The organism is Streptomyces sp. NPDC059567 (genome assembly GCF_042735655.1).
Lineage (GTDB): Bacteria > Actinomycetota > Actinomycetes > Streptomycetales > Streptomycetaceae > Streptomyces.
This window is the reverse complement of record NZ_JBHWBS010000038.1, coordinates 51,563-66,340: the sequence shown is the minus strand read 5'-3', so window position 1 is coordinate 66,340 and position 14,778 is coordinate 51,563. Positions and strand designations below refer to the sequence as shown.

At 71.9% G+C, this 14,778-nt stretch carries 15 protein-coding genes; 3 read left to right on the top strand and 12 right to left on the bottom strand.

Going from position 1 to position 14,778, the window contains the following annotated elements; all coding sequences use genetic code 11:
- Window positions 1-129 precede the first annotated feature (129 nt).
- A complete protein-coding gene (locus tag ACFVZW_RS18980; protein ID WP_361442350.1) occupies window positions 130-2,655 on the bottom strand; it encodes an ATP-dependent Clp protease ATP-binding subunit in 2,526 nt (841 codons plus the stop codon).
- Between the two features lie 462 nt (window positions 2,656-3,117).
- On the opposite strand from ACFVZW_RS18980, the gene ACFVZW_RS18975 reads away from it, so the two are divergent.
- Window positions 3,118-3,708 carry an SCO3374 family protein gene (locus ACFVZW_RS18975; RefSeq protein ID WP_384522633.1) on the top strand — a complete coding sequence of 197 codons (591 nt, stop codon included), beginning with the start codon at window positions 3,118-3,120 and terminating at the stop codon, window positions 3,706-3,708.
- On the opposite strand, the gene ACFVZW_RS18970 is transcribed toward ACFVZW_RS18975, so the two are convergent.
- The 10 genes from ACFVZW_RS18970 to ACFVZW_RS18925 form a co-directional block, all read right to left on the bottom strand.
- Window positions 3,687-4,022 carry an Lsr2 family protein gene (locus ACFVZW_RS18970; protein WP_147979058.1) on the bottom strand — a complete coding sequence of 112 codons (336 nt, stop codon included), beginning with the start codon at window positions 4,020-4,022 and terminating at the stop codon, window positions 3,687-3,689. The two genes, ACFVZW_RS18975 and ACFVZW_RS18970, sit on opposite strands and share 22 nt — an antisense overlap.
- A 146-nt stretch (window positions 4,023-4,168) precedes the next feature.
- Window positions 4,169-4,696: an amino-acid N-acetyltransferase gene (locus ACFVZW_RS18965; protein ID WP_384522631.1), complete on the bottom strand. Its 528-nt coding sequence runs from the start codon at window positions 4,694-4,696 to the stop codon at window positions 4,169-4,171.
- A 9-nt stretch (window positions 4,697-4,705) separates the two neighbouring features.
- Window positions 4,706-5,155: a BlaI/MecI/CopY family transcriptional regulator gene (locus ACFVZW_RS18960; protein WP_384522629.1), complete on the bottom strand. Its 450-nt coding sequence runs from the start codon at window positions 5,153-5,155 to the stop codon at window positions 4,706-4,708.
- Between the two features lie 110 nt (window positions 5,156-5,265).
- Window positions 5,266-5,445 carry a hypothetical protein gene (locus tag ACFVZW_RS18955; protein WP_384522627.1) on the bottom strand — a complete coding sequence of 60 codons (180 nt, stop codon included), beginning with the start codon at window positions 5,443-5,445 and terminating at the stop codon, window positions 5,266-5,268.
- Window positions 5,446-5,459: 14 nt separating this feature from the next.
- Window positions 5,460-6,029, bottom strand: coding sequence for a hypothetical protein (locus tag ACFVZW_RS18950; protein WP_384522638.1), 570 nt, complete (start codon window positions 6,027-6,029; stop codon window positions 5,460-5,462).
- A 533-nt stretch (window positions 6,030-6,562) separates the two neighbouring features.
- Complete coding sequence (locus ACFVZW_RS18945; protein WP_329119170.1) at window positions 6,563-7,369, bottom strand: type III pantothenate kinase; 807 nt, start codon at window positions 7,367-7,369, stop codon at window positions 6,563-6,565.
- On the bottom strand, window positions 7,369-8,397 hold the full coding sequence (nadC, locus tag ACFVZW_RS18940) for a carboxylating nicotinate-nucleotide diphosphorylase (protein WP_384522625.1): 1,029 nt from the start codon (window positions 8,395-8,397) through the stop codon (window positions 7,369-7,371). The genes ACFVZW_RS18945 and nadC overlap by 1 nt, the downstream gene beginning before the upstream one ends.
- Window positions 8,394-10,088, bottom strand: a complete 1,695-nt coding sequence (locus ACFVZW_RS18935; RefSeq protein WP_384522623.1) for an L-aspartate oxidase — start codon at window positions 10,086-10,088, stop codon at window positions 8,394-8,396. The genes nadC and ACFVZW_RS18935 overlap by 4 nt, the downstream gene beginning before the upstream one ends.
- Window positions 10,085-11,179, bottom strand: a complete 1,095-nt coding sequence (panC, locus tag ACFVZW_RS18930) for a pantoate--beta-alanine ligase (RefSeq protein WP_384522621.1) — start codon at window positions 11,177-11,179, stop codon at window positions 10,085-10,087. Before panC ends, ACFVZW_RS18935 begins: the two co-directional genes overlap by 4 nt.
- Window positions 11,176-12,087 (bottom strand): Rossmann-like and DUF2520 domain-containing protein, encoded by a 912-nt coding sequence (locus ACFVZW_RS18925; RefSeq protein ID WP_384522619.1) that lies wholly within the window; start codon window positions 12,085-12,087, stop codon window positions 11,176-11,178. Before ACFVZW_RS18925 ends, panC begins: the two co-directional genes overlap by 4 nt.
- 124 nt (window positions 12,088-12,211) lie before the next feature.
- Between ACFVZW_RS18925 and ACFVZW_RS18920 the strand changes: the two genes are divergently transcribed.
- Window positions 12,212-13,351, top strand: a complete 1,140-nt coding sequence (locus ACFVZW_RS18920) for a threonine aldolase family protein (RefSeq protein WP_384522617.1) — start codon at window positions 12,212-12,214, stop codon at window positions 13,349-13,351.
- Window positions 13,352-13,378: 27 nt separating this feature from the next.
- On the opposite strand, the gene ACFVZW_RS18915 is transcribed toward ACFVZW_RS18920, so the two are convergent.
- The gene (locus tag ACFVZW_RS18915; protein ID WP_384522615.1) at window positions 13,379-13,585 is read right to left on the bottom strand and encodes a hypothetical protein; all 207 of its coding nucleotides are present in this window, start codon (window positions 13,583-13,585) and stop codon (window positions 13,379-13,381) included.
- Window positions 13,586-13,684: 99 nt separating this feature from the next.
- On the opposite strand from ACFVZW_RS18915, the gene ACFVZW_RS18910 reads away from it, so the two are divergent.
- Window positions 13,685-14,773 (top strand): DUF5937 family protein, encoded by a 1,089-nt coding sequence (locus ACFVZW_RS18910; RefSeq protein ID WP_384522613.1) that lies wholly within the window; start codon window positions 13,685-13,687, stop codon window positions 14,771-14,773.
- The last annotated feature ends 5 nt before the right edge of the window (window positions 14,774-14,778 follow it).

The following is a 14,778-nucleotide window of genomic DNA, read 5'->3' as shown; positions in this document are numbered from 1 at the left end:
CCCCCCCCCCCCCCCCCCCACCCCGACCCCCCCCCCCCCAAACACCCCCACCCCATCTAATTCCCGCCCCACGGGGCCCCCCAGGAAACTCCCCGCGGGGCCCCCCGCCCCTGTCACGCGATCGAACGCTTACGCGTCCTTCGAGAGGTTCGGGCCCGCTCCGCCCGTCGCCTGCTCGATCGGCGGGACGTCGGGCAGGGCCGACTTCTCCTCGCCGCGGAAGGTGAACTTCTTCTCCTCACCCTCGCCCTCGGTGTCCACGACCACGATGTGGCCGGGGCGCAGCTCGCCGAAGAGGATCTTCTCGGAGAGCGAGTCCTCGACCTCGCGCTGGATCGTCCGGCGCAGCGGCCGGGCGCCCATGACCGGGTCGTAACCCTTCTTGGCGAGCAGCTCCTTCGCGGACTGGGAGAGCTCGATGCCCATGTCCCGGTCCTTCAGGCGCTCGTCCACCCGGCTGATCATCAGGTCGACGATCTGCAGGATGTCGGCCTCGGTGAGCTGCGGGAAGACGATGATGTCGTCCACACGGTTCAGGAACTCCGGGCGGAAGTGCTGCTTCAGCTCGTCGCTGACCTTCGCCTTCATCCGCTCGTAGTTGGACTTCGTGTCGCCCTGGGCCGCGAAGCCCAGGTTGAAGCCCTTCGAGATGTCCCGGGTCCCGAGGTTGGTCGTCATGATGATGACCGTGTTCTTGAAGTCCACGACCCGACCCTGGGAGTCGGTCAGGCGACCGTCCTCAAGGATCTGGAGAAGGGAATTGAAGATATCGGGGTGGGCCTTCTCGACCTCGTCGAAGAGGACGACGGAGAACGGCTTGCGGCGCACCTTCTCGGTGAGCTGGCCGCCCTCTTCGTAGCCCACGTATCCGGGGGGAGAACCGAAGAGACGGGAAACCGTGTGCTTCTCGCTGAACTCCGACATGTCGAGGGAGATCATCGCGTCCTCGTCGCCGAAGAGGAATTCGGCGAGAGCCTTGGACAGCTCGGTCTTACCGACACCGGACGGGCCGGCGAAGATGAACGAGCCACCGGGACGCTTCGGGTCCTTCAGACCGGCTCGCGTACGACGGATCGCCCGCGAGAGGCCGATGACGGCGTCCTTCTGGCCGATGACGCGCTTGTGGAGCTCGTCCTCCATGCGGAGCAGACGCGAGGACTCCTCCTCGGTCAGCTTGAAGACCGGGATGCCGGTGGCGGTCGCGAGGACCTCGGCGATCAGCTCGCCGTCGACCTCGGCGACGACGTCCATGTCGCCGGCCTTCCACTCCTTCTCCCGCTTGGCCTTCGCCGCCAGCAGCTGCTTCTCCTTGTCGCGGAGAGACGCCGCCTTCTCGAAGTCCTGGGAGTCGATCGCGGACTCCTTGTCCCGGCGGACGCCGGCGATCTTCTCGTCGAACTCGCGGAGGTCCGGCGGCGCGGTCATCCGGCGGATGCGCATCCGGGAGCCGGCCTCGTCGATCAGGTCGATCGCCTTGTCCGGGAGGAAGCGGTCCGAGATGTACCGGTCGGCCAGGGTCGCGGCCTGGACGAGGGCCTCGTCCGTGATGGAGACCCGGTGGTGGGCCTCGTACCGGTCGCGCAGCCCCTTGAGGATCTCGATCGTGTGCGGCAGCGACGGCTCCGCGACCTGGATGGGCTGGAAGCGGCGCTCGAGGGCCGCGTCCTTCTCCAGGTACTTGCGGTACTCGTCCAGCGTGGTCGCACCGATGGTCTGGAGCTCACCGCGGGCCAGCATCGGCTTGAGGATGCTGGCGGCGTCGATCGCGCCCTCGGCGGCACCCGCACCCACCAGGGTGTGGAGCTCGTCGATGAACAGGATGATGTCGCCGCGGGTGCGGATCTCCTTGAGGACCTTCTTCAGGCGCTCCTCGAAGTCACCGCGGTAGCGGGAGCCGGCGACCAGCGCGCCGAGGTCCAGGGTGTAGAGGTGCTTGTCCTTGAGGGTCTCGGGCACCTCGCCCTTGACGATGGCCTGCGCCAGGCCCTCGACGACGGCGGTCTTGCCGACGCCGGGCTCGCCGATGAGAACCGGGTTGTTCTTCGTACGGCGGGACAGCACCTGCATGACCCGCTCGATCTCCTTCTCGCGCCCGATGACCGGGTCGAGCTTGGATTCGCGGGCCGCCTGGGTGAGGTTGCGGCCGAACTGGTCGAGGACCAGGGACGTCGAGGGAGTGCCCTCGGCAGGACCGCCGGCCGTGGCGGCTTCCTTGCCCTGGTAGCCGGAGAGCAGCTGGATGACCTGCTGCCGCACCCGGTTGAGATCGGCGCCCAGCTTCACGAGGACCTGGGCGGCGACGCCCTCGCCCTCGCGGATCAGGCCGAGCAGGATGTGCTCGGTGCCGATGTAGTTGTGGCCGAGCTGGAGGGCCTCTCGGAGCGACAGCTCCAGGACCTTCTTGGCACGCGGGGTGAAGGGGATGTGGCCGGACGGGGCCTGCTGCCCCTGCCCGATGATCTCCTCAACCTGCTGGCGGACCGCCTCGAGCGAAATCCCGAGGCTCTCCAGGGCCTTAGCGGCGACACCCTCACCCTCGTGGATAAGGCCCAGGAGGATGTGCTCGGTGCCGATGTAGTTGTGGTTGAGCATCCGGGCTTCTTCCTGAGCCAGGACGACAACCCGCCGCGCGCGGTCGGTGAACCTCTCGAACATCGTTAATCGCTCCTCAGAGCGGTCAGTCAGTTAGGGGTCGATCCCCTCCCTGTCCTTCCGCAGCTTAGTCCCGCAAGCGGGGACCGCTCATTCCAACTGCCGACATCCGTCCGGATCACCCCCTCTCAAGCGGGGAGACCTGCTGCCGAACAGCCGACAAATGCTCCAACCCGATGGTGCGAGACGATGTTCCCGCAGGCCAAGCAGTTACCCCCGCCATCTGTACGCCGATGGCGAACGTGAGACGCCAAAGCCCGCAAGTCGTCCCTCCTCACTAGGAATGTCTTACCCGTAAGCACTGACACTCCATGCGGCACACCCCCGTCCCCTCCGCTACGGGCGAACATCCTTGCGCTCTCGAATGCACCCGTACGCCCCCATCATGGACACTCTGCGCACTGGATCAAGGACGCTGGGTCATCGGAGGCGTAACCAACCGGCGCTCGCGGGAGTTCCCCGGGCATGGCCCTCACCGTCCCGATGCCCCGCTCGCCGATCGACGGCGGCCTCGCGCGGTGGTACGAGCGGGAGCTCGGCTGGGCGGTCGTGGACGGCCCCCCGGCGCAGCTGGTCACGGGGGTGCGCTTCGACGTCCTGGAGCTGCCCGCGGCGGCCGGCCGTGCGGTACTGCGCAGAATGGGCCCCGCCACCGGACCGGTGGCCCTCATGGGGCGCAGAATGCGGCTGCTGACGGCCGCGGGGAGCGCGGAGGAGCTGCCGGGGCTGCTCGACTGGCTCGAATGGGGCGGGATCTCACTGGATCTCGTCGCCCTGGGCGCGGGCGGCCGGATGACCGCTCCCATTCCCCCAGGACGGAGCGGTTCCGGCGCGCCGGGCGCCGCGGTGTGGCTGCGGGCCCCCGAGCCCGGCCGGACCGGGGACGGCTCGCTGCCCGCGCTGCGGGCCGCCGCGCGGGGCGATGCGGGTGCCCCCTGCCTGGCACGGCTCGTGGCCGCCGCGGCCGCGGAGTGCCATCGGGTGCGGCTGCTGAGTGCCCGCCCTCGCGGATCGGCGCCTCAGCAGCTGACGCCTCAGCGGTTCGCGTCCTCGTAGGCCGCCTTGATCTCCGCGGGGACACGGCCGCGGTCGTTCACGTTGTATCCGTTCTCCTTGGCCCACGCGCGGATCTTCGCGGTGTCCGGGCTGCCACCGGCGGCGACGCGGCCCTTGCCACGCGTACCGGCGCTACGGCCACCGGTGCGACGGCCGCTCTTGGTGTACGGCTCGAGCAGGCCACGGAGCTTGTCCGCGTTGGCGGTGGTGAGGTCGATCTCGTAGGTCTTGCCGTCCAGCGCGAACGTCACGGTCTCGTCCGCCTCGACACCGTCGAGGTCATCGACAAGAAGGACCTGAACCTTCTGTGCCACCGGATTTCCTTTCATCGAAAATGCAGTACGCGGAAAGGAAACCGCTTTTCCCGGAAAAACACAAACCCCTGGCAGAGGTTCAGAAGCCCGGCAACGCGGGAAACGTGCGCGATTCGGACATAGGGTTCCGCACACGCTCGGCACGATCACAGATGCAGAAGCATCCGACTGTTGCCCAAGGTGTTCGGCTTCACTCGTTCGAGACCGAGGAACTCGGCGACACCCTCGTCATAGGAACGCAGGAGCTCGCTGTAGACATCTCCGTCGACCGGAGTCTCACCGATCTCGACGAAGCCGTGCTTCGCGAAGAAGTCGACTTCGAAGGTCAGGCAGAATACCCGGCGCACCCCGAGCCATCGGGCGGTGTGCAGCAACTTGTCGAGCACGTGATGTCCGACGCCGCCGCCCTTGAACTCCGGATCGACCGCGAGAGTACGGACTTCCGCGAGGTCTTCCCACATCACATGGAGTGCGCCGCAGGCGACCACCACGGCGTCCTCGTCGCGTTCGGCGACCCAGAACTCCTGGATGTCCTCGTAAAGCGTCACCGTCGCTTTGTCGAGCAGGATGCCGCGACGGACGTACGGGTCGACAAGGCGGCGGACCGCGGCGACATCACTGGTGCGGGCACGGCGAACGGTGACGGCTTTTGAAGCGGTGGAGGACGACGACATGGGGGGACGTTATCGCCCCTCGTCGGCCGTACCGGCGTCGCCCTCGCCGGTGGTCCGGTCGCCGGCGCTCTCCGCCGGTGGAGCGGGTTCCTCGGGGATGTTGTGCCCGACGATGCGGATCGCGTCGCTGAGGGCCTCTCGCTGCTCGCTGGACATCATGCCGAAGAAGGCGACGAGAGCGGAGGCCGGGTTGTCGCTCTGGGACCAGGCTTCGTTCATCAGTGCGGCCGAGTAGGCGGCGCGGGTGGAGACCGCGGTATATCGATAGGCGCGGCCGTCGACTTCCCTGCGCACCCAGCCCTTCTGATGGAGATTGTCCATTACCGTCATGACGGTGGTGTAGGCGATGGACCGTTCCTGCTGGAGATCCTCCAGGACTTCCCGGACGGTCACCGGGCGGTTCCATTGCCAGACGCGCGTCATGACGGCGTCTTCGAGCTCTCCCAATTGGCGGGGCACAACTGCCACCTTAGTCAAGCGAACCGGGAATGGCTGGTTATTGACGGAGGAAACGCAACAAAAAGGACGTACGACATGAAAACTGTCGTACGTCCTCGATGCGGGTGGGACTAGGAGGCGCTGCCGCCGTCCGCCTGGCGGGCGGCCTGGGCACGGGCGAGGGCGGCGTCCACGGCCGCGTCCTCTTTGGCCTTGTTGGGGCCGCCCTGGCTCTTCACGATCGTGACGACGAGGCAGATGAAGAACGTGGCCATCACGACGGGGGGCAGCAGCGCGGATACGTAGTCCATGCCGACCAGAGTAGCTATCCGGCGACGCGTTCCTCGGGCGGGGGCGGGGGTACGGGGCGTCGGCGCGGCGGGAACACCTCGGAGGGCTTGGGGGCCGGGCGCTTGACGGGGACGGGCGGCTTCGGGGTGGACGGCTTGGGCTCGCCCTCGCCGGCGCGCCCGCCGGGGAGGGCGAGCAGCCGGGTGCGGGGCGCGGTGGCCACGGCCTGGGAGACGCGGGCGAGGCGGGCGCGGACGGAGCGTTCGACGAGCACCTGGCAGCGCTCCAGGAGGTGGGCGGCCCGGGGATGGGACCGCAGGGTGCGCAGGGCGGAGAGGTCGTCGGCGGCGGGGTCGTAGCCGGCGGCGAGGGCGTCCTGGAGGAGCTCCAGATAGCCCGGGAGCGAGCCGGGGAGGGCCTCGCGGTACCGGGCCAGATCGGCGAGGAGGAAGGCGCGCAGCCGGCCGGCCTCGCGGACGGCGTCGTCCACGGATTCGGCGAGGCGCAGGCAGTCCTGGACGTCCTCGTCCTGAAGGGGGGCAGGGTTGAGGGCGATGGCAAGGGCGCGTCGGAGCACACGCAGCTCGTCCGCACTGAACGCCATGCCGCCGCGGGATCCGTATGGCGTGGGCATGAGGTGACGATACGCGCTAATCGGACAAATTTCGTTTACCGATCATCCCCCGGCGCGTTGCCCTTGAGCGGGCGGGGCCCTTGAGCGGGCGGCGGACCGGGGCGGGGCGGCGCGGGGCCTTCGCCGGGGGCGGGCCGGTGGGTGCGGGGCGGCTGACCGCAGGGGCGGCGGGTGGTGCGGGCTCGTTGCCGGCGGGCTGTGGCCGTACGGTTCGTGGCCGCGGGTGCCCGATGGCGGGGCCGGGGGCATGGGGCCCTCGGCGGGTGGCGGCCGCGGGCCGGGGCGGCGCGGCGCGGGGTCTGCCGCCGGCGGCGGTGCCGCCCGTTGGGCGGGCGCCGCAAGGGCGCGGGGCCTTCGCCGGGTGGCGGCCGTGGGCCTGGGCGGTGCGGGGCCTTCGCCGGGGCGGCAGGGCGGGCGGGGCGGTGCGGGGCCTTCGCCGGGCGCGGGGCCTTCGCCGGGTGGCGGGCGCGGGCCGGGGCGATTGGGCCCCGGCCGGGAGCCGGCTACATGCGGGAGATGTTGCGTTCGTAGACGAGGCGGAGGCCGATCAGCGTCAGCCAGGGCTCGTGTTCGTCGATCTCCTTGGAGTCGGCGAGGACCATCGGCGCCAGGCCGCCCGTCGCGATCACCGTGACGTCGGACGGGTCGCCGTCCGGGCCGACCAGTTCGCGCTTCATGCGGGACACCACACCGTCGACCTGGCCCGCGTACCCGTAGACGATGCCCGACTGCATCGCCTCGACCGTGTTCTTGCCGATCACGCTGCGCGGACGGGCCAGCTCGATCTTGCGGAGCATCGCGCCCTTGACGCCCAGCGCGTCCACCGAGATCTCGATGCCCGGCGCGATCGCCCCGCCCGCGTACTCGCCGCGCGCCGTGACCGCGTCGTACGTCGTCGCGGTGCCGAAGTCGACCACGATCGCCGGGCCCCCGTACAGCTCGACCGCCGCCGCCGAGTTGACGATGCGGTCCGCGCCGACCTCCTTGGGGTTGTCCGTCAGGACCGGCACGCCGGTCTTGATGCCGGGCTCCACCAGGACCGCCGGGACGTCGCCGTAGTACCGCCGCGTCACCTCGCGCAGCTCGTGCAGCACCGACGGGACGGTCGAGCAGATCGCGATGCCGCCGATGCCGTCACCGAGCTCCACCCCCAGCAGCGGGTGCATGCCCATCAGGCCCTGGAGCAGGACCGCCAGCTCGTCGGCGGTGCGGCGCGGGTCCGTGGAGATGCGCCAGTGCTCGACGATCTCCTCGCCGTCGAAGAGGCCGAGGACGGTCTGCGTGTTGCCGACGTCGATGGTGAGCAGCATCAGACCGCCGCCTCGGAGGCGTCGCGCAGGTCGAGGCCGATGTCGAGGATGGGGGACGAGTGCGTGAGACCGCCCACCGCGAGGTAGTCCACGCCGGTCGCCGCGTACGCCGCCGCGTTCTCGAGCGTGAGACGGCCTGAGGACTCCAGGACGGCCCGGCCGGCGACCAGCGCGACGGCCTCCTCGGTCTCCATGGGCGTGAAGTTGTCGAGCAGGATCAGGTCGGCGCCCGCGTCGAGGACCTCGCGGACCTGGTGCAGCGTGTCGACCTCGACCTCGATCGGCACGTCCGGGAACTGCTCCCGTACGGCCTTGAACGCCTGCGCCACACCGCCGGCGGCGACCACGTGGTTGTCCTTGACCAGCGCCGCGTCCGACAGCGACATGCGGTGGTTGACGCCGCCGCCGCAGCGCACCGCGTACTTCTCCAGCGCGCGCAGGCCCGGTGTGGTCTTGCGGGTGTCGCGGACCCGGGCCTCGGTGCCCTCCAGGACGTCGGCCCACGCGCGCGTGGCGGTGGCGATGCCGGAGAGGCGACACAGGATGTTCAGCGCGCTGCGCTCACCGGTGAGCAGGTCGCGAGTGCGGGTGGTGACCGAGAGCAGCTTCTGGCCGGCCTCGACGCGCTCGCCGTCCTCGACGTGCCGCTCGACCTCGAAGGTCTCGGTGCAGACGATGGACAGCACCGCCTCGGCGACCCGCAGACCGGCCACGACGCCCGCCTCACGGGCGGTGAAGTCGGCCGTGGCGATCGCGTCCTCGGGGACGGTCGCGACGGTCGTCACGTCCACACCGCCGTCGAGGTCCTCCTCGATCGCCAGGTGGGCGATGTCCTCGACCTGGACCGGGTCGAGCCCGGCGTCGGCGAGCAGCTGGGCGAGCGCGGGGTCGAGACCGCACTCGTACACCTCGTCGCCCTCGGCGCAGCCGCAGCCGTCACCGCAGCCGCCGGCGCCTTCGGCGGGGGCGCTGATCTGGATCAGGGGTACGTCCACGGGCTCGGGACGGCGTTCCTCTGGCGTGCTCACGGTTGCGGCTCCCTGGGGGCTTCGGGGGTTACGGAGGGAAAGTCTGCGGTGGCGGTACGGCGGACCACGAGCCGCCGGTCCGAGGTGAGGCGCACGATCAGATGGCGCTGCCAGTCCTCGTCGCGCTCGGGGTGGTCCTCGCGCCAGTGGCAGCCGCGGGTCTCCTCGCGCTCCCGGGCGGCGGTGACCAGCACACGGGCGACGCACAGGAGGTTCGTCGTCTCCCAGGACTCGACGCCCGGCTCTGCCGCCTTCCCCGGGTGGTCCTCGGCGGCCGAGAGGCTCAGCGCATCCAGGGCGTCGGCGGCGTCCGCGAGGCTCTCGGCGGACCGCAGCACTCCGGCGTTCCCGCTCATGGTCCGTTGGACGCGGGGCCGGGTCTCCGGGGCGAGCAGCGGCAGGACCGACGCGGTGGTGGACACGACCGGCAGGCCCTCGCGGTGCGGGCCGAGCGTGGCGATGTCCTCGGCGATGCGCTCGGCGAAGACCAGGCCCTCCAGGAGCGAGTTCGAGGCGAGCCGGTTGGCGCCGTGGACGCCCGTGCAGGCCACCTCACCGCATGCGTAGAGGCCCGGGACGGTGGTCCGGCCGGTCAGGTCGGTGCGGACGCCGCCGGAGGCGTAGTGGGCCGCGGGGGCGACCGGGATCGGCTCGGTGACCGGGTCGATGCCGTGGGCCCGGCAGGCGGCCAGGATGGTGGGGAACCGGTTCTCCCACATCTCGGCGCCGAAGTGGCAGGCGTCCAGGTACATGTGCTCGGCGCCCTGCTCCTGCATCCGGCGCATGATCGCCTTGGCGACGATGTCGCGGGGGGCGAGCTCGGCCAGCTCGTGCTGCCCGAGCATGAAGCGGACCCCGTCGGCGTCGACGAGATGGGCGCCCTCGCCCCGTACCGCCTCGGAGACCAGCGGCTGCTGCCCCTCGGAGTCGGCGCCGAGGAAGAGCACGGTGGGGTGGAACTGGACGAACTCCAGGTCGGAGACCTCGGCGCCGGCGCGCAGGGCGAGCGCGACGCCGTCACCGGTGGACACGGCCGGGTTGGTGGTGGCCGAGAAGACCTGGCCCATGCCGCCGGTGGCGAGGACCACGGCGGGGGCGTGGACGGCGCCGACACCGTCGTGCTGGCCCTCGCCCATGACGTGCAGGGTGACACCCGCGGTGCGGCCCTCGTCGTCGGTGAGGAGGTCCAGGACGAGGGCATGCTCGATGGTGCGCAGGCCCCGGTCCCGTATCGCCTCGACGAGGGCGCGGGAGATCTCGAGGCCGGTGGCGTCGCCGCCGGCGTGCGCGATCCGGCGGCGGTGGTGGCCGCCCTCGCGGGTCAGGGCGATCTCGCCGTCGGCGGTCTTGTCGAAGTCGGCGCCGGTGGCGATCAGCCGGCGGACGGCGTCCGGGCCCTCGGTGACGAGGAGCCGTACGGCTTCGGCGTCGCAGAGCCCGGCGCCGGCCACCAGGGTGTCGTCGAGGTGCTGCTCGGGGGTGTCGCCGTCGCCGAGCGCGGCGGCGATGCCGCCCTGCGCCCAGCGGGTGGAGCCGTCGTCCATACGGGCCTTGGTGACGACGACCGTGCGCAGTCCGGCGGCGGTGCAGCGCAGGGCCGCGGTCAGTCCCGCGACACCGGAGCCGACCACGACGACATCGGCGTCGATGGACCAGCCCGGCGCGGGCGCTTGCAGCCGTATTCCGGTCACTTGGTGGCTCCGAACGTCAGCGGGATGTTGTCGATCAGCCGCGTCCTGCCCACGCGCGCGGCGACGGCGAGGATCGCCTCGCCCTCGTGGTCGTCGGCGACCTCGGTGAAGTCGGCCGGATCGACCAGGGCCAGATAGTCCAGGGTGAGCGGCGGCTCGGCCTTCGCCGCCTCGTCGAGGACGGCGCGGGCCGCGGCCCGTACGGCTTCGGCTCCGTTGCCCTCGGTCGCCTGGGCCACGGCGTGGGCGTCGGCCGCGGCGCGGGCCTCGCCGAGCCGGGAGAGCGCCTCGGCGCGGGTCTCGGCCCGGTTCTGCGCGCCGGGCAGCGAGTCGGCACGCGCGCGCAGCGCGTGCTGGGCGGCGAGCCGGTCGCTCGCGGCGAACAGGGCCCGGGAGAGGGCGAGGGCGGTGCGGCGCTCGCCGCCGGAGAGATAGCGGTTACGGCTGGACAGCGCGAGGCCGTCGGCCTCGCGGACGGTCGGCACGCCGACGATCTCGACCGGGAAGTTCAGATCGCGGGCCATCCGGCGGATCAGGGCCAGCTGCTGCGCGTCCTTCTGGCCGAACAGGGCCAGGTCGGGGCGGGTGAGGTGGAGCAGCTTGGCGACGACGGTGAGCATCCCGTCGAAGTGCCCGGGCCGGGACGCGCCTTCGAGGCGCTCGCCCATGGGTCCCGCGCTGATCCGGACCTGGGGCTCGCCACCGGGGTAGACCTCGTCGACGGCGGGGGCGAAGACCGTGTCGGCGCCGGCCGCCTCGGCGGCGGTGAGGTCGGCGTCCAGGGTGCGGGGGTAGCGGTCGAGGTCCTCGCCCGCGCCGAACTGGAGCGGGTTGACGAAGACGGTGACGACGACGAACCCCTCGGGTCCGACGTACTCGCGGGCGGTACGCACGAGGGTGGCGTGTCCCTCGTGGAGGGCGCCCATGGTCATGACAACGGCGGTACGGCTGTTTTCGGCCGCGTCGGAGCGTGCGGCGGAGGGGGTGGAGGCCCGGGTGGCGGACGCGCGGCGTGCCACCAGCCTGTGCAGTTCGTCCGCCGTACGGACCAGTGCGAACGTCGTCGAGGACGTGGACGACGTGGAGCTCATCGGCTCTCCCCCTCTGCGAGCACACCCAGCAGATCCTCGGCCAGCTCGGGCTTGAGCAGGCCGTGCGCGAGCGCCCGGTCGGCGGTCGTACGGGCCATCGCCAGATAGCCGGCGACGGTGCCGGGCGCGTGCTTGCGCAGCTCGGCCACGTGCGCGGCGACCGTGCCCGCGTCCCCGCGCGCGACGGGGCCGGTGAGCGCGGCGTCGCCCGAGCGCAGGGCGTTGTCCAGGGCGGCTCCCAGGAGGGGGCCGAGCATCCGGTCCGGGGCGGCGACCCCGGCAGTACGGAGCAGCTCCATCGACTGGGCGACCAGCGTGACCAGGTGGTTCGCGCCGAGGGCGAGGGCCGCGTGGTAGAGCGGGCGGGCCTCCTCCTCGATCCACTCGGGCTCGCCGCCCATCTCGATGACCAGGGCCTCGGCGGCGAGCCGCAGCTCCACGGGCGCGGTCACGCCGAAGGAGCAGCCGGCCAGCCGCTGGACGTCGACGGAGGTCCCGGTGAAGGTCATGGCGGGGTGCAGGGCCAGCGGCAGCGCGCCGGCCCGCCGCGCGGGGTCCAGGACCTGCACGCCGTACCGCCCGGAGGTGTGCACGAGCAGCTGCCCGGACCGGACGGCCCCGGTCTCCGCGAGGCCCTCGACCAGGCCGGGCAGGGCGTCGTCGGGGACGGTCAGAAGCACCAGATCGGCGCGGGCGAGCACCTGCGCGGGCGACATGATCGGCACGTCGGGGAGCAGGCTCGCGGCGCGGCGCACGGAGGCGTCGGAGACCGCGGAGACCGCGACGGGGCGGTGTCCCGCGAGCTGGAGAGCGGCGGCGAGGGCGGGTCCCACCCGGCCGGCTCCGACGACTCCGACGGTGAGTCGCGCGGGTCGGTCTTCCGCTCGGGGTTCTGCTGGTTGGTTCACGCGGCAACGGCCTTCCGTTCCAGTCCGCGGGGGGTACCGGACGATTTCTGGTCATGCTACGCCAGCGTTTCGCGCTCCTCCGTGGCTGTCCACAGGGTGTGGGTGGTGGTGTGATGATCGGCCCATGGACGAAACGGAAGCGCGGCTGATCCAGGCGAAGGTATGGGGCGGTGCGGAGCGCAAGCTGTGGCACTCGCCGGTCGACGGCACGGTCGGCGAGCGACTGCGGGAGCTGGCCGACTGGACGGCGGGCACGGAGGACGACGGGGGCCGGCTCGACACATACGGCGACGGTCTCGTCGAGGAGGTCGAGCGGCGGGTCGCCGACGAGCTCGGCCTCCCGGCCGCGGTGTTCTTCCCGACCGGGACGATGGCCCAGCAGGTGGCACTGCGCTGCTGGTCGGGGCGGACGGGCAGCCCGGTCGTCGCCCTGCATCCGCTGGCGCATCCGGAGGTCCACGAGGGCGGTGCGCTGGGGGTCGTGAGCGGGCTGCGCACGGTTCATCCCACGGACGAGCCACGGCTGCCGACGGCCGAGGAGGTACGGGACCACCCGGAGCCGTTCGGGACGCTGATGCTGGAGCTGCCGCTGCGGGACGCGGGGTTCGTGCTGCCGTCCTGGGAGGAGCTCGTGGCCGTGGTGGACGCGGCGCGCGAACGTGATGCGGTGGTGCACGTCGACGGCGCGCGGCTGTGGGAGTGCGCCCCTCACTTCGGGCGCGGCCTGCGGGAGATCGCGGGGCTCGCGGACAGCGTGTACGTGTCCTTCTACAAGTCCCTGGGCGGTCTTTCGGGGGCGGCGCTGGCGGGCCCCGAGGACGTGATGGAGGAGGCGCGGGTGTGGCGGCACCGGTACGGAGGGCTGCTCTTCCAGCAGTTCCCGGCCGCGGTGTCGGCGCTGCGCGGTCTCGCCGTGGAACTCCCGCGACTGCCCTCGTACGTGGCGCACGCGCGCGTGGTGGCCGACGGGCTGCGGACGGGCTTCGAGGAGGCGGGGGTGCCGTGGTTCCGCATCCACCCCGAGGCACCGCACACCCACCAGTTCCAGGTGTGGCTCCCGTACGACCCCGAGGTTCTGACGGCGGCGTCGGTGGCGCTGGCGGAGGAGACGGACACGGTCCTCTTCCGCCGGTGGCACGGCCCGGGCGCGGGCGGGCCGCCGGGGGTGGCTCTGACGGAGGTGACCGTGACCGAGCCGGGCCTGGGCTGGACGGAGGAGAACGTGCGGGAGGCGGTGCGGGCGTTCCTTTCGCGCATGGCGTGACTCCCCCGCATGACGCCCCCGGCCGTCTCAGCACGCCCCTGGGTGCAGCCACCGGCCGAGCGCCGTGCGCAGCCGCCCACGGGCCGGGCGGCCGGCGACGACGGCGTCGAAGCGGCGGGCCTCGCGGACCGCGCGGAGGGTCTCGATGTCGTGCGTCCCGGGCACCGGAGGCATCCGCTCGCCGCGCTGCTCGGCCCGGTAGCTGTCGAGGAGGTACTGGTGCAGTGCGTTCATGCCCTTCACGATGCGCCGGGCGGGGTGCGCGGTCGCACCGATTGACAGCCACCGTCAAACGGGCGACAGGGTGCCCGGCGCGACCCGCACCATAGGGGGGTGAGCGTGACCATCGACATCACCGGACTGCCGCATCAGCGGATCTCCTTCTGCCCCTCGCCGCTGGCCGAGCTCGGCGCCGCGATGCACGTGCTGTCCGAGCCCGGACACCACCCCGGGCTGCACGGCTGGGCCACGACCACCGCCGCCGGACTCGAGCCCCAGCTCGCCGACCGCATGCACGAGGCCGACTTCATGTGGCGGTCCACCCGGTCCGACTTCCTGCTGCCCGCCCAGCCGCGCGAGACGCTCGCCGAGGAGCTCGACGACCTCGACCGGATGAACGACGAGACCTTTGTCGGGGCGGCGCTGGAGATCTCCTGCAGCACCCAGTACGCGGACGGCCTGCCCTCCCCGCTCGTCGACGCCCACTCCCGCCGCCGCGCCCTCGATCTGGCCGCCGCGCGCGGCCCGCGCCAGGCCGCCTTCGTGGAGCGGATGCTCGCCGATCCGACCGGCACGCGCGCGTGGATCCGCCGGCTCCTGGAGGACTGCGACGACGCGTTCTTCGCCGACACCTGGCGCCGGGTCCGGGTCCAGCTCGCCGCCGACGCCCGGCACAAGACCGAACTGCTGCGCCACAAGGGCCTCGCCGAGGCCGTCGCCGCCGTCTCCCCGGCGATGAGCCTGGAGGAGGACGAGCGCGGCTCCCGGATAGCCGTCGACAAACTGGTCCTCGGCCGGACGACCACCCGGGGCTCGGCGCTCACCTTCCTGCCGACCGCCTTCGGCCGGCCGCACCTCATCGCCGTGCACGCACGCGGCTGGCAGCCGGTGATCCAGTACCCCGTCTCCACCCGCGAACTCGCCGGCACCGCCCCCGTGGAGACGGTCAAGCTCCGTCTGGAGGCCGTCGCCCATCCGATGCGGATGCGGATGTGCCGCAACCTCGCCCGTGCCTCGTACACGACGAGCGAGCTGGCCGACGCGTACGGCATCACCGCCCCGGAGGTCTCGCGGCACCTCGCCGTCCTGAAGAAGGCCGGGCTGCTCACCACCCAGCGTCGCGGCCGCTACGTCCTGCACCAGCTGGACGTGACCGTCGTCGCCCGCCTGGGCAGCGACTTCCTCGAAGCCGTCCTTCGCTGATCCGC